The 21,606-nt window shown below is 39.4% G+C and carries 16 protein-coding genes and 1 pseudogene; 12 read left to right on the top strand and 5 right to left on the bottom strand.

The genetic code is table 11. The features are described from left to right. The first annotated feature begins 243 nt into the window (after nt 1-243). From AC4CVF_RS11300 to AC4CVF_RS11275, 6 genes and pseudogenes are all read left to right on the top strand, one after another. Complete coding sequence (locus AC4CVF_RS11300) at nt 244-1,398, top strand: acyl-CoA dehydrogenase family protein (protein WP_490789462.1); 1,155 nt, start codon at nt 244-246, stop codon at nt 1,396-1,398. Between the two features lie 57 nt (nt 1,399-1,455). Next, nucleotides 1,456-2,751 carry an MFS transporter gene (locus AC4CVF_RS11295; RefSeq protein ID WP_419329228.1) on the top strand — a complete coding sequence of 432 codons (1,296 nt, stop codon included), beginning with the start codon at nt 1,456-1,458 and terminating at the stop codon, nt 2,749-2,751. Between the two features lie 47 nt (nt 2,752-2,798). Beyond that, complete coding sequence (locus AC4CVF_RS11290; RefSeq protein WP_004721455.1) at nt 2,799-3,467, top strand: 3-oxoacid CoA-transferase subunit A; 669 nt, start codon at nt 2,799-2,801, stop codon at nt 3,465-3,467. After that, a pseudogene (locus AC4CVF_RS11285) lies at nt 3,467-4,121 on the top strand (3-oxoacid CoA-transferase subunit B). The gene AC4CVF_RS11290 and the pseudogene AC4CVF_RS11285 overlap by 1 nt, the downstream one beginning before the upstream one ends. 42 nt (nt 4,122-4,163) lie before the next feature. Beyond that, complete coding sequence (gene dcaP, locus AC4CVF_RS11280) at nt 4,164-5,480, top strand: outer membrane trimeric porin-like protein DcaP (protein ID WP_336954793.1); 1,317 nt, start codon at nt 4,164-4,166, stop codon at nt 5,478-5,480. A gap of 18 nt (nt 5,481-5,498) precedes the next feature. Continuing rightward, nucleotides 5,499-6,707: an MFS transporter gene (locus tag AC4CVF_RS11275; RefSeq protein ID WP_419329227.1), complete on the top strand. Its 1,209-nt coding sequence runs from the start codon at nt 5,499-5,501 to the stop codon at nt 6,705-6,707. A 113-nt stretch (nt 6,708-6,820) separates the two neighbouring features. Here AC4CVF_RS11275 and AC4CVF_RS11270 read toward each other — a convergent pair whose 3' ends face one another. Beyond that, nucleotides 6,821-7,255, bottom strand: coding sequence for a PaaI family thioesterase (locus AC4CVF_RS11270; protein ID WP_336954791.1), 435 nt, complete (start codon nt 7,253-7,255; stop codon nt 6,821-6,823). Between the two features lie 328 nt (nt 7,256-7,583). Here AC4CVF_RS11270 and AC4CVF_RS11265 point away from each other — a divergent pair, with 328 nt between their 5' ends. Further along, on the top strand, nt 7,584-9,386 hold the full coding sequence (locus tag AC4CVF_RS11265) for an acyl-CoA dehydrogenase C-terminal domain-containing protein (RefSeq protein WP_336954790.1): 1,803 nt from the start codon (nt 7,584-7,586) through the stop codon (nt 9,384-9,386). A 39-nt stretch (nt 9,387-9,425) separates the two neighbouring features. Next, entirely contained in the window at nt 9,426-10,214 is a 789-nt protein-coding gene (gene paaG / locus AC4CVF_RS11260; RefSeq protein WP_336954789.1) for a 2-(1,2-epoxy-1,2-dihydrophenyl)acetyl-CoA isomerase PaaG, read from the top strand. A gap of 823 nt (nt 10,215-11,037) precedes the next feature. On the opposite strand, the gene AC4CVF_RS11255 is transcribed toward paaG, so the two are convergent. The 3 genes from AC4CVF_RS11255 to AC4CVF_RS11245 form a co-directional block, all read right to left on the bottom strand. Then, complete coding sequence (locus AC4CVF_RS11255; RefSeq protein WP_490789461.1) at nt 11,038-11,994, bottom strand: 3-hydroxyacyl-CoA dehydrogenase NAD-binding domain-containing protein; 957 nt, start codon at nt 11,992-11,994, stop codon at nt 11,038-11,040. Nucleotides 11,995-12,201: 207 nt separating this feature from the next. After that, nucleotides 12,202-12,987 (bottom strand): 3-hydroxybutyrate dehydrogenase, encoded by a 786-nt coding sequence (locus AC4CVF_RS11250; protein WP_336954727.1) that lies wholly within the window; start codon nt 12,985-12,987, stop codon nt 12,202-12,204. Nucleotides 12,988-13,020: 33 nt separating this feature from the next. Next, entirely contained in the window at nt 13,021-14,445 is a 1,425-nt protein-coding gene (locus AC4CVF_RS11245) for a GntP family permease (RefSeq protein ID WP_419361410.1), read from the bottom strand. Nucleotides 14,446-15,098: 653 nt separating this feature from the next. Between AC4CVF_RS11245 and AC4CVF_RS11240 the strand changes: the two genes are divergently transcribed. The 4 genes from AC4CVF_RS11240 to AC4CVF_RS11225 all read left to right on the top strand — a co-directional run bounded on the left by AC4CVF_RS11240 (nt 15,099) and on the right by AC4CVF_RS11225 (nt 18,809). After that, complete coding sequence (locus AC4CVF_RS11240) at nt 15,099-15,980, top strand: LysR family transcriptional regulator (RefSeq protein WP_490789460.1); 882 nt, start codon at nt 15,099-15,101, stop codon at nt 15,978-15,980. 147 nt (nt 15,981-16,127) lie between these two features. After that, nucleotides 16,128-16,829, top strand: coding sequence for a CoA transferase subunit A (locus tag AC4CVF_RS11235; RefSeq protein ID WP_004721433.1), 702 nt, complete (start codon nt 16,128-16,130; stop codon nt 16,827-16,829). A gap of 2 nt (nt 16,830-16,831) precedes the next feature. Then, complete coding sequence (locus AC4CVF_RS11230; protein ID WP_154130373.1) at nt 16,832-17,479, top strand: 3-oxoacid CoA-transferase subunit B; 648 nt, start codon at nt 16,832-16,834, stop codon at nt 17,477-17,479. Nucleotides 17,480-17,630: 151 nt separating this feature from the next. Then, on the top strand, nt 17,631-18,809 hold the full coding sequence (locus AC4CVF_RS11225) for a thiolase family protein (protein WP_490789459.1): 1,179 nt from the start codon (nt 17,631-17,633) through the stop codon (nt 18,807-18,809). A gap of 442 nt (nt 18,810-19,251) precedes the next feature. On the opposite strand, the gene AC4CVF_RS11220 is transcribed toward AC4CVF_RS11225, so the two are convergent. Then, complete coding sequence (locus AC4CVF_RS11220) at nt 19,252-21,480, bottom strand: TonB-dependent receptor (protein WP_490789458.1); 2,229 nt, start codon at nt 21,478-21,480, stop codon at nt 19,252-19,254. Nucleotides 21,481-21,606: the final 126 nt, after the last annotated feature.

Below are 21,606 nucleotides of genomic sequence, written 5' to 3'. Positions count from 1 at the left end.
AGTATTTTTTATTCCTCGTGACACTTTATCTTTAATATATTTTTCTAAGTGATTGATATTTAATATTGGTAGATTATTAAATTTCGTTTAACGAAATTAATTTTCAAAAAAGCTTGAAATTTGTGTTTTTAATCTCGTACTATGAAACACATTCGCAGTAAACAAGATTTAAAACAGGGTATCCATTACCCAGCTGGAATAGCTGATGGATGCAATGAAGCTACAAAAGAAGGGAGATCATAGATGATCCGTGATGAAGGAATGTTGCAACAGTTGCTCACAACAATTCGTGACTTTGTAAAAAATGAATTGATTCCACGTGAACATGAGGTTGCCGAGCAGGACAAAATTCCTGAGGATATCGTGCAACAAATGCGTGAGTTAGGTTTATTTGGGTTAACCATTCCAGAAGAATATGGCGGATTGGGAATCACCATGGAAGAGGAGGTGAATGTTGCATTTGAACTTGGACAAACTTCACCGGCATTCCGTTCACTGATTGGTACCAATAATGGTATTGGTTCAAGTGCGATTTTGATTGATGGAACACAAGAACAAAAACAAAAATATCTTCCTCGTTATGCCAGCGGTGAAATTATTGGTTCATTTTGCTTAACCGAACCTGAGGCAGGTTCAGATGCTGCATCTTTAAAAACCAGTGCAGTCAAGGATGGTGATTTTTACGTTTTAAATGGAACCAAACGCTTTATTACCAATGCACCACATGCTGCTACTTTTACCGTGATGGCACGGACCAATCCTGATATTAAAGGTGCCAGTGGTATTTCTGCATTTTTAGTTGAAGCCAAAACGCCTGGGATTAGTTTGGGAAAAATCGATCAAAAGATGGGACAAAAAGGTTCTCATACTTGTGATGTGATTTTTGAAAACTGCCGCATTCCAGCATCAGCATTGATTGGTGGGATTGAAGGTATTGGTTTTAAAACCGCAATGAAGGTTTTAGATAAAGGTCGTTTACATATTGGTGCATATAGTGTCGGTGTGGCTGAACGGATGTTAAATGACGCACTTCACTATGCCATTGAGCGTAAACAATTTGGTCAGCCAATTGCTAATTTTCAATTGATCCAAGCCATGCTGGCAGACTCAAAAGCTGAGATTTACGCGGCAAAATGTATGGTGCTCGATGCTGCACGTCGCCGTGATAATGGCGAAAACATTAGTACAGAAGCATCTTGTTCAAAAATGTTTGCCACTGAAATGTGTGGTCGGGTTGCAGATCGTTGCGTACAAATCCACGGTGGTGCTGGTTATATCAGTGAATATGCCATTGAACGTTTTTATCGTGATGTGCGTTTGTTCCGTTTATATGAAGGAACCACACAAGTTCAACAACTGATTATCGCAAAAAACATGATTAGGGATGCTACAGCCTAATAACAATTAGATGCCATGAGGCAGGGGATGCCTCATATTCCTTCTGAGGATATGGACATGACAACGGAAACAGTTACACAAAATAATAGCGGAAATAGTGGTGCTGGAGAGGTGATTCAGACACCCAAAAAGATTTGGATTACGGCCTTTATCTTTGCATTTTTTACTTTGCTCTGTGATGGCGCAGATTTGGGTTTTTTAGCATTAAGTTTGACCAGTTTAAAGGCTGAGTTTCACTTGAGCGGTGTACAAGCAGGAACATTAGGTAGTTTGACACTGTTAGGTTCCGCCGTGGGAGGTTTGGTCGGTGGATGGGCTTGTGATCGCTTTGGCCGAGTACGCGTGATTGTATTCTTTATTGCTTTTTCTTCTGTTCTGACCTGTGCATTGGGTTTTACTCATTCATATATGCAATTTGCGATTTTAAGAACATTCGGTGCAATGGGCTTAGGCGCACTTTATATTGCCTGTAATATTTTAATGTCTGAAATGGTGCCGACCAAACATCGTTCTACAGTGTTGGCAACACTGATGACGGGTTATACCTTGGGGTCTTTACTTGCGACTTTATTGGCAGGTCATATTATTCCTGAACATGGCTGGCGTTTCCTATATTGGCTTGCAATTACCCCGATTATTTTATCAGTACTGATGCATTTTATCGTACCTGAGCCTGAGTCATGGAAAAAAGCACGTCAGTTAAAAGTCGTTGCAACGCCACACAATGCACAGCCTGTTAAACGTCAAAACCCGTATTGGGAAATTTTGAAAGATAAGAAACACGGCACCATGTTTGTACTGTGGATTTTGAGTACCGGTGCTTTGCAATTTGGTTATTACGGGGTGAGTAATTGGCTACCGGCTTATTTGGAATCTGATCTAGGAATCAAGTTTAAAGAAATGGCGATGTATATGGTCGGCACTTTCTTAATCATGATGTTTGCCAAAATTATTGCCGGGATTATTGCGGATAAATTAGGTCGCCGTGCTGTATTTGCATTCGGCACAATTGGCACAGCTCTATTTATTCCCGTGATTGTTTACCTTAACACGCCTGCCAATATTTTATGGCTCATGCTGTTCTTTGGTTTTCTATACGGCATACCGTATGCAATCAATGCTACGTATATGACTGAAAGTTTTCCAACCTCAATTCGAGGCTCGGCGGTTGGCGGTGCGTATAACATCGGTAAAGTGCTTTCAATTTTCTCTCCATTAACCATCGGTTATTTATCACAACATGGTTCGATTGGTTTAGGACTGTTGGTGATGGCTGGGGCGTACTTTATTTGCGGTGTAATTCCACTGTTATTTATTAAAGACCGACTATTTAACCCGCAAAAGGCAGAGTGACAATTTGACCTGTCACGTCAATTTAAGGATGAAAAGGGACAAGCGAAATGATAAATAAAATCACCAGTGACATTGAACCGATTTTAAAGGCAATTCCTGATGGCGCAACCATCATGACCAGTGGTTTTGGTGTGACAGGTCAGCCTGCGGAACTGATTGAAGCCTTGATCGATTTAGGTAAAAAAGAGCTGACCATTGTCAATAACAATGCTGCCTCTGGTGATCGTGGTTTGACCAAGCTGATCATTGCAGGTTGTGTCAGAAAAATGATCAGTTCATTTCCAAAGTCAGCGGGTTCGACCGTATTTCAAGACTTATATCGTGCAGGAAAGATTGAATTAGAACTGGTTCCACAGGGCAATTTAGCCTGTCGTATTCAAGCTGCGGGTGCTGGTCTAGGTGCAATATTTACACCGACAGGCTATGGCACAAAAGTCGCAGAAGGCAAAGAAACCAGAACCATTAATGGTCGAAACTACGTGCTTGAGTATCCGCTTGAAGCTGACTTTGCTTTGATTTATGCAGATCAAGCTGATCGTTGGGGGAATTTGACTTATCGTAAGGCAGCACGGAACTTTGGCCCGATTATGGCAAAAGCGGCGAAAACAACCATTGTTCAAGTGAATCATACGGTAGATCTAGGAAGCCTTGATCCTGAGTGCATTATCACCCCAGGGATTTTTGTACAACATGTTGTCAAAGTAGGAGATATCTAATGTCAATTCAAAAACGTTCTCGTGAAGATATCGCTCAGTTGATTGCTCAGGATATTCCCGAAGGAGCTTATGTCAATTTAGGTATCGGTTTACCCACCAATGTTGCGAAGTATTTACCTCCAGATAAAGAAATCTTTCTACACTCAGAAAATGGGGTTTTGGCCTTTGGCCCGCCACCCAAAGCAGGTGAAGAAGATGAGGACTTGGTCAATGCTGGGAAAGAGTTAGTGACTTTGCTGGATGGTGGTTGCTTTATGCATCATGGAGATTCCTTTGACATTATGCGTGGTGGGCATCTGGATATCTGTGTGATTGGTGCTTTTCAGGTCGCAGTGAATGGTGATTTAGCCAATTGGCATACTGGCAAAGCAGATGATGTTCCTGCTGTAGGGGGGGGCAATGGATTTAGCGGTGGGTGCTAAATCAATTTATGTCTATATGGAGCATGTCACCAAAAAGGGCGAAGCTAAAATTGTTGATGTACTGAGTTATCCCCTTACAGGGGAACAGTGTGTAGATCGTATTTATACCGATTTATGCATTATTGAATTAAAAGATCACAAAGCCTATGTCACTGAAATGGTTTCGGGACTGAGTTTTGATGAATTACAGGCAGTAACGGACTGCCCATTGATAGATGTACGAGACGCTTAGTTTATAAGCGTAGGGAAAAAAAGCTTCTTTAAGGATTAAAAGATGAAAAAATTAATTTTAGCTACAGCTTGCGCTGTGGCTTCAGGGACTATTTTTGCAAATTCACCAGTGACAGCAGAGCAACGGATTAATTTGTTAGAGACAGAGCTGCAAAAACTCAAAGCAGAACTCGAATCTCAAAAGCTGTCACAAAATAATTTGCAGGTCAAACAAGCAAAAATTGAAGAAAATGTAGAAAAAAATAAAGCACTTGAAACAGCGAAACCAATTGCACCTTCGTGGGTGACATGGACAGACAATGTTAAAGTCTATGGAATAGCTCGACTTGATGCTGCAGTTGATTTTAAGTCCTCACCAGATTCGGGAGGAAGAACCACCAATAGCTTAAATCGGACTCCATTTGAAAATGACAAACGTTCCGATCATGCCCGTTCAGATGCCATGATCAATGCCAGTCGAATCGGAGTGTATTTCAACAGTCCAGATAAGGCTGTAACAGGAAATATTGAAGCCGATTTCTTTGACAGTGCCAATATGGGTACGGGCGATGGTAAATTCCGTATTCGTCATGCTTTCTTTACTTATAAAGATTGGACTTTCGGTCAAACCTGGTCATTGATGTCCAATATGGAAACACGAACAGAGTCTGTCGATTATACTCAGTTTATGGGAACCTCTTATACCCGTACACCTCAAGTGCGCTATGACTGGAAAATAAATAGCAAGAGTGATTTAAAAGTTGCCTTGGAATACACTGGATCACGGGTTTCAGCATTCCCGACATTGACAGGTCGATATACCGTAAAAGCAGGTGCCTTAACGGCTTTGGCTCAAGGTTTTGTCAATGAAAAATCTGTAGATGTTGCAAAAGATACGGTTAAAAAAGTCAGTTGGGGCGCGGGTGCTGGTTTAAAATACCAGCTGACCCCAGCACAATCTGTACAGGCAAATTATCAATATATCGTGGGTGATCAAAAATTCATGCCATATACCACACAAACTGGCCTGACAAATGCAACCAGTTTAAATGCGGCAGGTGATTTTTCTTTAAATGCGCAAAAAACAGATTTAGAGATGAATAAACTCAATAGCTTAAATATAGGGTATTCATATAAATTTAATCCACAATGGCGTGCAAATTTATCTGCATCGATTTTTGATTTTGATGATGATTCAGCTTATGCAAAACTCAATCCTGACGCAAATAAGCGTTTAACGGATTATGCTGCCAATCTGTTTTATTCACCTGCTGAGCAAATTGATATTGGTATGGAATATCATCAAGGTAAGCGTGAAGTGTTTGATGGAAGAACAGCAGATGTCTCTCGCATTAACTTTGTGTCGATGTACAAATTCTAAAATAGGGTGAGCTGCGCAATGGAAAAAATAGTTCAACCTGACACAACGCATATCTTGTCAAAAAGCTTTATTTTCATCATGGCAATGGCATGTGGAATTTGTGCAGGTTCGAACTATTATAACCAGCCTTTGATTTATTCTATTGCAGAAGCTTTACAGGTCAATGCAGAGCAAGTGGCTTTAACAATTGTAATCGGTCAACTCTCTTATGCAGTTGGTCTGTTTATCTTAGTGCCGCTCGGTGATTTTTTTGAAAAGCGTAGCTATATTTGTCTATTGATGTGCTGCACAGGTTTTGCCCAGATCGGACTTTCTTTAAGTCAAAGCTTGCCTGTATTGTATGGTTTTACCTTTTTAGCGACCTTCTTTTCGATTACGACACAAGTCTTGGTACCATTTGCCGCTGGTTTGGCGAGCCCTCAAAAAAGCCCGCAAATTGTCGGAACACTGATGAGTGGTTTGTTTTTAGGCATTCTCTTGGCAAGATCAATCGCAGGCTTGCTTTCGACTGTTTGGTCATGGCATGCGGTGTATTTACTCAGTGGTATTGTGATTTTAGCTTTTGCAGTAGTGATGTGGCTTAAATTACCCGTTGCTCGAAAATCTCATCAATTAACAGTGCTGCAAATTTATCGTTCATTGTTTACATTGGCCGTTGATCAGCCACATTTAATCCGCCGTGGTCTGGCAGGTGGGATCGGCTTCGGTATATTGGCGCTGATCTTTACCACCATGACGTTTATTCTTGCCAATGCGCCTTATCATTTTAATGATTTCCAAATTGGTTTATTTGGCATAGTTGGTCTGGCGGGTGTGTTTGCAACCCCTTGGGCGGGAAAACAAATTGCCAAAGGATTGGAAAATAAAGTTGCACTGATTTGTATGTGGTTTTTGGTACTTGCATGGATTCCACTATTTTTTGCTCAGCAGTCTTTGCTGGCTTATGCAGGAGGTGTGATTTTGGCTTATTTTGGTTTATCGGCCTTTCATGTACTTAACCAAAATCTGGTCTATCGAATTTCAACACAAGCACGTTCTCGGATTAATTCTATTTATATGACACTGTATTTTGGTGGTGCTGCACTGGGTTCGTTGGTTGCGGTCTACACATGGAAACACTGGGGATGGAGTGTCTGTGTGGTTGTGGGTTTAGCCATGGCAATTCTAAGTTTTATAATTGACCGAATAGATTTTTATGTAATGAAGAAAACAGTAATAAAAGATTGATCCCACGCAGTACCTTATGCTGTAAACAAAGCAGTGCTCAATTTTGGCTTAGAACGCAAGCCATTTATGAAATGTCATCAGACCCTAAGCCCTTTGAGGGCTTAGTCTTTTTATTACTTTCGTATGATCATCAGAGTTGCTGTCGCAAAAGCATAAATTTTACCATTTTCATCCACAATTTTACCTTCTGTAGTAATGATATTACGTCCAGCATTAATCAGTTCAGCTTGTGCGTAGTAGGCAGTATTGATCTGCATTGGGCGAATCATTTTCACATTGAGATCAATCGTGCCATAACCAACGCCATGTTCCAGCAAGGTATGCGCTGCACTTCCCGTTGCAGTATCTAAAGCAGTCGCACAAAAACCGCCATGGATTGTTCCTTGTATATTTCGATGCGCTTGACTTGGCGTAACCTTATACGTCGCTTTGCCTTTAGAAACTTCGATTAACTGCATAGGAATGGTTTGCGCCATAGGTGATGCTGAAATTTCACCATTTTTTAAAGCCGTTAAGAACTCAAGACCTGTGTATTGAGGGTTATCCATAAATCATCCTTGGAGTGTTAAGCGATCTAATTAACATACTATAAAAGTTTATTTTACGAAATAAAATTTTGCTATACAAAATTATTTTTTAATTAAATATTATGCTGGAGTTCTGAATTAATTAAATTTTATTGTTTAAATACAGCTTTTTATGTCGAATTATCATGTTTTGGCGATATTTTTAAATAAAATTATTTAATAAAAATGAAAATAAATTTTGCAATAAGAAATTTATTTGATATTTTTAAACAATCGTAAAATAAAATTGTCATCTAAGGGAAATCATCTCTATCTGCATCATCGGCAGAAGAATTGAAAGGGAAACACTATGCCTTTATACAAAGCACCACTGCGTGATATGCAATTTGTACTGCATGAAATGTTGCAAACAGAAGAAAACTACCAAAAACTACCCAAATATCAGGAAACGGTTAGTCGTGAATTGATCAATCAATATTTAGATGCCGCAGCAGACTTTTGTGAAAATGAGCTTGCACCCATCAATCAAAATGGTGACCAGGAAGGTTGTCACTTAAATCAAGGTGTCGTCACAACCCCAGCGGGATTTAAGCAGGCATATCATAAATATACGGAATTAGGTTTTACCTCACTCACAGCAGATCCTGAATATGGCGGTCAAGGTTTACCCACATTATTGCGTATTGCAATCTCAGAAATGCTGTGTGGTTCTAACTGGGCTTGGGCGATGTATCCTGGCTTATCGCATGGTGCAATGCGTACCATTGAACATCATGGTACAGCAGAACAGAAGCAACAATTTTTAAGTAAACTGATTAGTGGCGTTTGGACAGGGACAATGTGTCTAACTGAGTCACATGCGGGTTCAGATTTAGGTTTGATCCGCACCAAGGCCGAACCAAACCCTGATGGAAGTTATGCAATTACTGGCGAGAAAATCTTCATTTCTGCTGGGGAACATGATCTGTCAGAAAATATTATTCATATTGTTTTAGCCCGATTACCACAAGCACCAACGGGGACTAAAGGAATTTCACTGTTTATCGTGCCTAAATTTAACCTCGATGATGCAGGTGATTGCCAAGATCGTAATAATGTTATCTGTAGTGCGATCGAACATAAGATGGGAATTCATGGTAATGCAACTTGTGTTTTAAATTTTGATGGGGCCAAGGGCTATTTAATTGGACCTGAAAACCGTGGGCTAAATTGTATGTTTACCTTTATGAACACAGCACGTATTGGAACAGCTGTACAAGGGTTGGCGGCTTCGGAGATTTCATTTCAAGGTGCGCTGAGTTATGCCAAAGAACGGTTGGCGATGCGTGCTTTATCAGGCGCAAAATACCCAGATAAAAATGCTGATCCGATTATTGTGCATCCAGCTGTGCGTTCGATGTTAATGACGCAAAAAGCCTTTTCTGAAGGTGGTCGAGCACTGGCATATTTTCTGGCTCAGCATGTTGATATTGTTGAAACATCCAATGATCCTGAACAACAGAAAATCTCAGATGAATTGTTGGCATTTTTAACCCCGATTGCCAAAGCTTTTTTAACTGAATCAGGCAATGAAGCGGCAAAACACGGCGTACAAATTTTTGGTGGGCATGGATTTATTGTTGAACATGGCATGGAGCAAATTGTTCGTGATGCCCGTATCTCAACCTTGTATGAGGGAACCACAGAGATTCAGTCTTTAGATTTGCTGGCACGTAAGGTGCTAAAGTCGGATGGCAAACTATTAAAAAATATGACTGATTTAATTGAGCAGTTTATTGCAGCCAACCAATCAAATACCGTATTGGCAGCTTATCTGGAAAAACTGGCGGAACTCAAGCAACAGTGGCTGTCAATTACAGACAGTGTTGCCAAAAAAGCACAGCAAAACCCAGAAGAAATTGGCGCTGTTTCAGTTGATTATCTGTATTTCTCTAGCTATGTCGTGTTTGCTTATCTTTGGGCACGTATGGCGCAAGTAGCAGATGAAAAGTTAAGTCAAGCAACACCGGACGAAAAATTTTATCAGGCTAAATTAACCACAGCGAAATTTTTCTTTCAAAAATTATTACACCGTACCCAAAGCCATGCGGCTTCTATTGCATCGGGCGCTGAAGCGGTAATGGAATTAGAACAAGATGACTTTGCTTTTTAAGCAGGGTCAGGATGTTTTTATTTAAATGAGTAAAAATAAATGGATTTTCAACATATTTTGATTCGTCAGGAAAATCGGGTGGGCTATTTAACCTTAAACCGTCCCGAGGTGCTCAATAGTTTTAATGAGCAAATGCATCGTGAAATTGCTGCAATTTTAGACCTGTGGGCGGTTTCTACTGAGATTAAAGCCATTGTAATCTCTGGTTCAGGTAAGGGCTTCTGTGCAGGTCAGGATTTAAGAACGAGAAATAAAGAGGTGATAAGTGCAGCTGATTATGATGCAGGTGCTGCCTTAGAAAAATTTTATAATCCGTTAGTCATTAAAATTTCCAATATGGCTAAACCTGTTGTGGCTGCGATCAATGGCGTAGCGGCTGGTGCAGGGGCGAACTTGGCTTTGGCTTGCGATATTGTTGTGGCCAAGCAATCTGCTACGTTTATACAATCTTTTTGCAAAGTCGGTTTAATCCCAGATGCAGGTGGGACGTGGAATTTGCCACATCTGGTGGGGCTTGCCCGAGCCAAAGGTTTGACCATGTTCGGGGATAAGTTATCTGCCCAGAAAGCCTTGAGTTGGGGGCTTATTTGGGAGGTCTATGAAGATGATGCTTTTGACCAAAGCGTGATTGAATTGGCGGAACGTTTGGCAGAGCAACCAAGCAGTTCGATTTCGCTAATTAAAAAGGCCTTAAATACTGCCTCGCAAAATACTTTGGCTGAACAGTTACAGTTGGAACGAGAGTTACAGCGTATTGCTGGACAATCAGACAATTATAAAGAGGGTGTTGCGGCCTTTATCGAAAAAAGGAAAGCTAATTTTAATTGATCAAATCTATGCCTAATCATGTTTAACCAGTAAAAATTAACAAAAAAAGCACTCTTTTTGGAGAGTGCTTTAAAATAAGTAATCACTAGTTTTGATCGTTATTTACATGCTGGTTTTTAACCTTAGCAAGCTAAATAGAGCTTTTATTTTTTATATATGAAGTAAGTCGCGAGAAGAGAAGGAATACCAAAATTAAGTAAAAATATTAAGAATTCTTCTTTAACCGCATATCCTGCTTGTATGCCCATATACATATTCCAGCTCATTGCTACAAACCAAATCAAGATGAACAGAATAAAAAATAATGTCTGGTTAAAGCGACCACGTAATATTCGACTTATAAAAAGAATTGCAAGGAGTAGCATTATACCGATGAGAATCGTATAGAAAGTTCGCATGTTGGGTCACCATATGAATTAGCGATTGTTTATATTTTTCATTCGTTGTACTGAAATTGCTTTACCACATTTGTTTTAACTTTATTTTATTGTTGAGCATAATACTTCCCTTATTTGGGCGACTTAATGATTAAAGTAGCGAATAAGACAACGATAACTGTTTTTAGTAGAAGAATAATGATATGAAACTTGGCATGTCTATTCGAATTTTCGAACAATCTAAAAGCTAATGGGTATTTTGATGTAATTCAAAAATAAGCAACAAGGTTCAGTCTGAAATTGTTGCTTGGGGTGCTTTGATCTGTTGATTCAATTTAGGAGCGGGAAGGTCAATGATCCTGTTTCCCTTGGCTAAACTTTTGAAGACTAAATTCTCCAGATGAGAATTCTGGAGAATCAATGAAGATCACTTTTGTAAAATCCGATTAAGGCAAATCTAATTCTTTACGCATCTTTAAAGATCGCAGTAATGCCTGATCACGAAGTAATTGAAGATTCTTATCACCTAGTTTTTTAACAAACTGTTGAGTTTCATCATTCAGCATCTCAATTTTTTCTTCAGACAAGGTATAAGGGTGCATATCAGCCCACCATTCAGACATCGGTTCACCTAAATGATGCATAGCGGCTTTAAATCCATGTTGATTGGCCAACTGCATATTTAAATAAGGACCAAATATTGCCCAACGTAATCCGGGGCCATTGGTGATGGCGATATCAATATCTTCTGCGCTACATACACCTTCAGAAACCAGATAAAACGCTTCTCTCCAAATTGCAGACTGTAAACGATTGGCGACATGCCCTTTAACTTCTTTCTGAATTAAAATCGGTTTTTTTCCCAATAATGTATAAAACTCAAAAGCATCATGAATATAGTTCGCTTGGGTTTTTTCTCCACCAATAATCTCAACCAAAGGTAATAAGTGTGGCGGGTTAAAAGGATGACCCAGTACGATTCTTTCAGGATAAAGGCAATCATGTTGAATATCTGAGATTTTTAATCCAGATGAACTTGAAGCGATAATGCTATCTTTAGGGCAGTTTTGAGTGAGCTGTGCATATAAGTCTTTTTTTAGATCAATCCGCTCTGGACCATTTTCTTGAATAAAATCGGCATCTTTTACCGCATCTGTTAGATTTTGATAAAAAGTGAGATTTTTTAAAGTGTCTGAAACATAACAGTCAGAAGAGGTGGTTTGCTCTTCAGCCAACTCGAACAGATCCAGTAAATAGGTCTGAACTCTATTTTTTAAATTTAATTCTGCATCAGCTGCAGGATCAAAAGCATTCACCTGAAATCCTTTACTTAAATAGAATGCTGCCCAACTTGCACCAATAACACCAGTACCGATAATGGCAACTTTATTTATGGGTTTCATATATTCATTTTCCTTGAATAACTTGAGAACGTTGGATTGTCTAGCTATGACACATGACAAAGTGAGCCTTTCACTTTGATAAAAACTAAAGATAGAAAAACTAAAAAACAGTAGGGGAGGATTTCCCCCTACAAATGAATATGTATTACATCTGGTTAGATGATTTACATAGAGACAAATTCATGCTCATTGCAATCATCAACTGTATTACTGAGCGGTATAACCACCATCCATAACCACTGCTTGACCTGTCACCCCCGCCGCTTTTTCACTCGCCAAGAAAACGGCATAATCTGCAATTTCTTCAACATTGAGTAAGCGCTTTTGTGGCACCATGGCTAAAATGACATCTTCAAGTGCACTTGTTTCGCTGACATTGCGAGTTTTAGCTAAATCTTTAATTTGACCACGTACCAAAGGTGTGTCGACATAACCTGGGCATAATGCATTGACCGTGATTCCATCTCGAGCAGATTCTAACGCTGCAACTTTAGTTAAACCAATCACCCCATGTTTGGCACTGTTATAACCCGCTTTTCCAGCAAAACCGATTAAACCATTGATCGAAGCCATATTGATAATACGGCCATAGTTTTGTGCCTTCATGATTGGAAATGCATGTTTGATTCCAATAAAAGAACCCACCAGCATGACATTCAGTAGTTTTTGATAAATGGCAGTTGGAAACTCTTCGATGGTAGCAACATGCTGAAAACCAGCATTATTGATCAAAATATCCAAACGACCAAAGCTGCTATGTGCTAGACCAATAGCAGCAGCATAAGCATCTTCATCTGAAACATCACAAGGTGCAGATAAGGCTTCAAATCCATCAGTTTTTAAGGCTAAAACTGCTTCATTACATTTGTCCGCATTCATATCCGAAATCACCACTTTTGCACCTTCAAGGGCAAATTTTTTGGCAATTTCAAGTCCAATACCACTTGCTGAACCTGTGATAAATGCAACTTTATCTTTGAGAAGTTGACTCATTATTGACTCCCTGTGTTCATTTTGAAGATAAACTTAGACGATACCAAACCATGTAAATGCAGCAATTGCGACAAATACTGCAACTGTTTTAATGATGGTAATGGCAAAAATGTCTTTATAAGATTGTTTATGTGTAAGTCCAGTGACTGCAAGTAGGGTAATCACGGCACCGTTATGCGGTAAGGTGTCCATACCGCCAGATGCCATTGCAACAATACGATGCATCACTTCAGCAGGAATGCCCATTGCTGCAATAGCTGTATTGTATTGGTCAGCCATGGCACTGAGGGCAATACTCATACCGCCAGATGCTGAACCTGTAATCCCAGCCAAAACGGTTGTGGTGACTGCACCATTGACCAATGGATTGGTAAATGTATGCCCCAAAGCATGACTGATTACAGCAAAACCCGGTAAAGCGGCAATGATTGCACCAAAACCATACTCAGATGCAGTGTTCATCACAGCGAGTAGAGAACCACCTATACTTGCGTTTACACCTTCTTTAAAGCTGGTTGAAACACGACGATAATCGAACATAATCGCAGTGATAATCCCAACGATTAAAGCCAAACCAACTGCCCAAATCGCTGACGTTTTTGCGACATCGACAGTGTAGTTTGCTAGTCCAAGCGCATTAAAATCAAAGCCATTTGGATACCATGTTTTAATTGCTGTAGATAAATATTTATTCATCACTGCAACTAAAATTAAGGGAACAAATGCCATAAATTGACGTAGACCAGAACCATTATCTTGTTGCTGAGATTGATTTTCGAATTGTTGAAGTTCGGCTTCTGTTAAAGTAATACCAGATGCAAACCCATCTCCATTGCGAGCAGCAACACGACGACGCCATTCCAGATAAGTTAATCCGACACCTAGAACAAAGATTGCACCGATAATCCCTAAAAATGGCGCTGCATAAATATTGGTTCCAAAAAATGTGGTTGGAATAACGTTTTGAATCTGAGGCGTACCCGGTAAGGCATCCATGGTAAAGGAGAAAGCACCCAGTGCAATCGTGCCAGGAATCAGACGCTTAGGGATATTTGCTTGTCTAAATAATTGGTTTGCAAAGGGATAGACTGCAAAAACCACGACAAATAAACTGACGCCGCTATAGGTTAAAATTGCCCCTAGCAGAACAACGGTAAGCATTGCATTTTTAGAGCCAATTAATTGAACAATCGTTTTGGCAATGGATTCAGCAATACCAGACATTTCAACAACTTTACCAAAAATCGCACCCAGCAAAAACACCAAGAAATAATCTTTAATAAAGCCCACCATTTTTGGCATAAACACACCAGAATAAAATGGTAAAACGTTGGCAGGATTAATCAGCAAGACGGCCAATAAGGCACAAATCGGTGCCATGAGAATTACAGAAAATCCTCTGTAGGCTGTGTACATCAACAAGCCAAGAGAAAGTAAAATTATACCCAGTTCCCACATATTTTTACTCCGTCCTTAAAGAATATATGTCAAAACCCACCTTGTTTTTATTTCAAATCACGACAAGGCTATCTCAATCATAAAAATGCATTAGTGAGTGAAACCAATAAAAATGGATATCTAGAGAAATTAATATTGATTAATAAATTTAGCTTTTATAAATCGTCCAGACTTATAAATTGGAATATCCATTTCCAAATGATGGATAAAACTATAATCCAAATTATTCGAGGCATTGTTTGAAAATATTTATGAGTCAATATGGAAAACTAATGAATAGAAACAAGTTTCATGAGGTTTTTGCGCAATAGGTCATAGATAAGCAAAAGAAAAAAGCCAAATTGGAGATGCAGATGAATGAGTATATGTTCAACGTTTTAATTTTTATTTACAGCAGTAGTTTTATTGACAAGTGTGTTGCTTGAAATACGTAATATATCGATTTTGTCCTGATTTAAATGCATAGACATATTTTTTACAGATCACACAAATTAAAAACTTTCATTAAGACATCAATCTGAGCAAAACGAGATCAGCTAGCATGGATTGATATCTTATTCTATAAGCAAATCGATAGCTCAAATGACTCATTTTAGGATCAAAACTCGCTTGGTTTAGCGTATTATAGAGCTATAAATCAGTTAGGTTGCCGTATGACACTCAAACAGTTAAAAGCTTTTTTAGTTCTTGCTCGGACATTGAATTATGCCAATGCTGCCAATGAACTTTGCCTAAGTCAATCTGCTTTAAGCTTAAGTATCAAAAGTTTAGAGGATGAGTTGGGTGGCAAGCTGTTTAAGCGCAATACCCGCCGTGTGGATCTTACTGCTGAGGGAAATTCGTTGATTCCATTTGCTAAAAAACTTTTGGCAAATTGGGAAGACATGGAAAGAGATGTTAAACAGCGTTTTAAATTACATCGTGGCACATTGAATATTGCCTCGATGCCTTTCGCGACACATGCTGTTTTACCTGCTGTACTGCATGAATTTAATAAGAATCATCCCAATATCAATTTTTCAATCCATGATATTCCCAATGAAAAAATTATTGAAAAAGTCCAAGAGGGTATTTTTGAAATTGGGATTTGTTTTGAACCGCAACACAATGATCAATTAATTTTTAAGCCATTTTTCAATGAAGATTTTTTAGCACTACTTCCTAAAGATCATCAGTTGGCGCAGCGTAAAAGTGTGACATGGCGTGAGCTTTATGCCTATCCTTTTATCACTTTACAGAAACCTTCGATCATTCGACACGTGGTGGAAGAGAAATGTTCACAAAATAATATGATCTTAGATTTAAAACTTGAGTGTCATCAAATTAGTTCATTGTCGCATTTTGTGGCTTTTGGTATGGGGGTCAGTGCGATCCCACGTCATTTTCAAAATTATATCGATAAAGAAAATAATGTCTTGGTTGAAATTGAAGAGGGCAATGTCAATCTTTCTGTTGGAATCATTTATAAAAAAGATTTTGAAATTTCTAATATTTCTTCGCAATTTATTGAAACGATATTGGCACATCAGTTTTAAAAGAATGTCACCTCATCATAACCTCCACTATTTCAAGGTAAAATCAGATTAATGAGTTTTACTCATTAGACATTTGAAAGAATCAATTTCTAAAATAATTTGCTCGATGTTAATAATAATAATTCTAAAGGACATAGAGTTAAAACGATGAACAAAGTTGTCGCGAATGCACATGAAGCTTTGGCTGATGTGGTTGCAAACAACCAGACTTTTGCAGTGGGTGGTTTTGGATTATGTGGTATTCCAGAAGCATTGATTGATGCCTTAAAAGAAATTGGCGTAACGGGTCTAACCTGTATTTCTAACAATGCCGGTGTGGATGATTTTGGTCTAGGCAAGCTTTTACAAACCAAACAAATTAAAAAAATGATTTCATCCTATGTCGGTGAAAACAAAGAATTTGAACGTCAATATTTAAATGGTGAGCTTGAAGTTGAGTTGACACCGCAAGGCACCTTGGCTGAAAAGTTACGTGCAGGTGGTGCAGGTATTCCAGCGTTCTTTACCCAAACAGGTGTTGGGACATTGATTGCCGAAGGCAAAGAAGTTCGCGAATTTGATGGTAAAGATTACATACTCGAACAAGCATTGGTTGCAGATATTGCTTTGGTAAAAGCCTATAAGGCTGATAAAGCTGGTAACTTAATTTTTCGTAAGACTGCACGAAACTTTAACCCTGAGTGTGCAATGGCTGGCAAATTGACCATTGTCGAAGTTGAAGAAATTGTTGAAATTGGTGAGTTAGATCCAGATTCAATTCATTTACCGGGCATTTATGTAAGTCGTATTGTTTTAAATGCGCAGCCTGAAAAACGAATTGAACAATTGACATTGAAGACGGAGATTTAATCATGGCTTGGACGCGTAATGAAATGGCTGAACGTGCAGCGCAAGAGCTTGAAGATGGCTTTTATGTCAATCTAGGCATTGGCTTACCTACCTTGGTTGCAAACTATATTCCTGACAATATCAATGTCTGGCTTCAATCTGAAAATGGCTTATTGGGAATTGATGAATTTCCAACACAAGATACTGTCGATGCAGATTTAATTAATGCGGGTAAACAAACCGTAACTGCACGTAAGGGTGCTGCATTTTTCTCTAGTGCTGAATCTTTTGCCATGATTCGTGGTGGTAAGGTCAATATTGCCATTTTAGGATCAATGGAGGTTTCCGAAAAGGGAGATTTAGCCAACTGGATGATCCCTGGGAAAAAAGTAAAAGGTATGGGCGGTGCAATGGATTTGGTTGCTGGTGTACAAAAAGTCGTGGTGTTGATGGAACATTGTGCTAAAGATGGTAGTCCTAAAATTGTCGCTGAATGTTCATTACCGCTTACTGGAAGACTGGTCGTAAACCGTATAATTACGGATCTAGGGGTGATGGATATCACTCCCCAAGGTGTTGAGTTGATTGAATTGGCTAAAGATGTGAGCCTAGAACAAATTCAGGCGGCAACAGGGGTAGAGCTGATCACCTCAAATCTCGCTGTGGCTTGATTGTGACAAAGCAAGCTTAAAATTATAATTTAACCAGCCAAGTTTAAATGCTAAGTCGCTTTGGCGGCTTAGACATGTTATCAATGGATATGCTATTTTCAAAAATACCCGCTTCAAAAGTATACGCATTTAAAATACAAGGTGAACTTGAATGGAAAAGATTGTCATCGTCGCTGCTCGTCGTACTGCAATGGGAAGTTTTCAAGGCAGTCTTGCAAGTCTATCTGCACCGGATTTGGGTGCAGTCGTCATTGAAAAAGTTGTTGAACAAGCCAATGTGCCTGTTGCTGATATTGATGAAGTAATTATGGGCTGTGTATTACCTGCGGGTTTAAAACAAGGTCCAGCACGTCAAGCGATGCGAAAAGCGGGTTTACCAGATCATGTTGGCGCAACCACAATCAATAAAGTCTGTGGTTCTGGGATGAAAGCTGCGATGCAAGCCAGCGATGCCATTAAAGCAGGAAGTGCCAAAATTATTGTCATCGGTGGTATGGAGTCTATGACCAATGCACCGTATTTATTGCCTAAAGCACGTTCAGGTTATCGGATGGGGCATGGTCAAGTGATTGATCATATGTTCCTTGATGGTTTGGAAGATGCGGGTACGGGGCGTGCAATGGGAAGTTTTGCACAGGAAATGGCGGATAAAAAGGGCTATAGCCGTGAGCAAATGGATGAGTTTGCAATTCGCTCACTGACACGTGCAAAAAAAGCGATTGCAGAAGGTTATTTTAAAGACGAAATCACGCCTGTTAAAGTAGCGTTACGTCAGGGTGAGATCACTGTAGAAGTGGACGAAAATCCTGAAAATGCCAAGATTGATAAAATCCCAAGCTTAAAACCTGCATTTGCTAAAGACGGTACGATCACTGCTGCAAACTCTAGTTCAATCAGTGATGGTGCATCTGCACTACTGATCACGTCGGCGTCAGAAGCACAAAAGCGTGGTTTAACTGTATTGGCCGAAATCAAAGGCTATACAACCAATTCCCAGCATCCTGAAGAGTTTACCATTGCACCTGTGGGAGCAATTGAAAAATTACTGAAAAATGTATGTTGGTCCGTAGACGATGTTGACCTGTGGGAAATTAACGAAGCTTTTGCCATGGTCACTATGGCTGCAATTGATGCATTTAAACTTGATCCTGAAAAAGTCAATATTAATGGCGGTGCTTGTGCACTCGGGCATCCACTGGGTTCATCAGGTTCACGAATCATTGTGACCTTGATCCATGCTTTAAAACGCTTAGGTAAAACCAAAGGGATCGCAACACTTTGTATTGGTGGTGGTGAAGCAACAGCACTTGCAGTTGAATTAAGCGCGTAATTTATTGTTTATCGTGATAAATAGTTAAATAGTTTGTGATTCAAAATTAAAAAAGCCGGTCGTTTCAATACTGCCGGCTTTTTGCTGTTCTTTGTCATGTGAGTTTATGTATAGTCAACTTGTCAAAAAATCAAACCCAAGAAATGAATATTTTTAATTAAATCAATTATATGACGAGATAAATTGTTTGATTATAAAAAGTTTGCAATGCCCCACCTTACATTGAAAGTTTAAATACCTTGTGTAGGCAATGTAATGTCTGACTTTCCGTAGGGGATACAAAACCTTGCGCTGCAAACAAAGCAGTGCTTTGTTTTTGCTTATGTTGGGCGGGGGGACGTCCTGTACCCCCGTATTCCCACACACAAGGGGCGACATCCATGTCACCCCACGGTAGGACAACCATTTATGATTCAAAAGCACAAGGCTTTATCATTAAATCTTACCATTTATGACTATAAGTCACTTTCAATGTTGCACCTGACGCCAGCAGATGGCTGGTGTTATTATTGGTACGGAGAAGTTGGCTGTATAAAGGATAGTATTTACGGTTAAACATATTTTCTAAGCCAATCGTAACGGTATCTTTTTTGTTGAGGGCAAAACTACTGATTAAATCTGCAGTGGTATATGACTTCACATCATAACGTCCAAAACTGTTGAGACCGTTTAAGCGATAATCTTCTGAACCAAAATATGTCGCTTGTAAACGATTTGTCCATGTGTCTGTTGGGCTATAAGAAATGTATCCTGTTACTTTTAAAGGTGGAATACGGTAACCCGTCATGTCTTGTTCTGTATTGGTGTTCTGTGGGGTTTCACGGCCTTTCATCCATGTAACACTTCCTCCAGTTCCCCATACTTTTGCATCATCAAGATAATCAAGAGTCGCTTCTACACCAGTCACTTTTTCTTTGGTACGCGTCAGTATCAAGCCATTGTTAAAGGATTGAACACCACCCAGATCGGAAGTTGACTGGAACACCGCTAAGCTCGAACTAAAATTATTAAAATGACCGTTCCAACCGAGCTCGTAATTATCCACCTTAACCGGTTCAAGGAATGATGATGCTAAGTTAAATCCTGCTGTTGCATTACGGATCACCACCCCTACATCGGGCAATTGAAAACCTTGATTAAAAGATGCGTAAATCGAGTGCTGATCTGTTGGCTTAAAGGTGACATTGGCATTATATAACCATGCATCGGCCGTCACTTTACCCCCCTTAACAGTATAGGGATTTGGTTTGCCTAATTGTGATAATGGAACAAAGCTATCAATTTTTGCATAACTGTCTTCATAACGCGTACCCACTTCAGCAGACCATTGCTCATTGAAATTATGCTTTAATTGCGCAAAACCGCCGATACTTTGGGTGGTTAATTCAGGTAAATAGATTAGTTTTCCATTTTTAACAAATTCTAAGCCACCAGATTGGTCATAAATTGTAGGATCAAACGTATCTAGAGGCATTTCGCTTTTTTCACGGCTAAAATCGCCACCCCAAACAATCGACGTATCACCTAAAAATTCTAGTGGGGTGTTTACGGTTAGGCGACTGCCAAGAACATTATTGTTTTGATAAACCTGATCGACTTTTCCACCACGGGTACTGACTTTACGGGCATCAAATGGCGAGAAGCGAGTAAAAAAGTCTCGGTAATAGATTTGCGCGTCAACTTTGCTGCCAAATAAATCTTTATTGTTATAGGTCAAATTGTAGATTTGATTTTCATTTTTATTCTGGTCTTTTAATTTAAGCCCTTTGATTGCTTTCGCAGGTACGCTACCTGCAGGAAGTTTTGCTACACTTGGGTCAGAGGCATAGTCAGAATCTTGTTCAGCATTATAGTAATTTGCTGCAAATTGAAGATATTGGTTGTCATCAATGTGATAGCCAAGTTTACCGCCTACGCTATATGCATCCGCATCAAATAAATCACCTTGACTTGGTTCTGGTGCAACACGATCGCCTCTGGCATCGTATGGACTACCAATACGTTGATAGCCAAAATCAAATGCATAGTCAAAGTTATTTAAGCTTCCAGAAAAATATTGATGAATATCTCCACTTAGAGCATCTGTACGAAAGTTGGTCAAAGCACTTTGTAGCCCAATCACAGTTTTTGCAGTCGGTTCACCGCCTGCAGCTTTGGTGGTGATTGAAATCGTTCCGCCAGCAGCACCACTTCCATAAATCGCATTACTGCCACGAATGACTTCTATCCCCGTAATACTTTGCGGGTCGATTGATGAAAGACCTCTTGATGTATCACGTGTCAAATTCATAGGTACGCCGTCAACCAAGATCAAGGCATTACGTCCGCGTAAAGTTTGCCCATAATCGGTAATTGTACGACTTGAGTCTGATAAACCAGGCACAACTTTGGCTAAAACTGTGGCAATATTTCCAGAAGACGCATTTTTTAGAAATTCAATTTGTTTTTCATCTAATTTGGTCACTTGTTTTGCAGAAGAGGAGAATTCATCTGAGCGTGATGCGCTGACAGTAATGGTTGGAAGCACCGCAGCTTTGTTTTCTGTATCTGTAGCCTCTGTGGGTGAAATAGCAAAAGAGGATTGTGATAAAAAGATGAACCCACCAATTGATATAAGTGGAATGATTTTTTTTACATCAGACTTCTTATTAAAAATTTTGTTGCTTTTCATCTTGTTTCCTTTTATCTCACCCTGAGATTGCTTTAAATTGACGAAAGTATAATTGAGAATGATTGTAATTCACAGTAACAAATAAACAATAAAACATTTATATTCAGCTTAAATTTTTATTGAGTG

The sequence above is a fragment of the Acinetobacter sp. LipI_19 genome (genome assembly GCF_058242925.1).
Note: the sequence above shows the minus strand (reverse complement) of the source record. Positions and strands in the feature narration are given on the sequence as shown.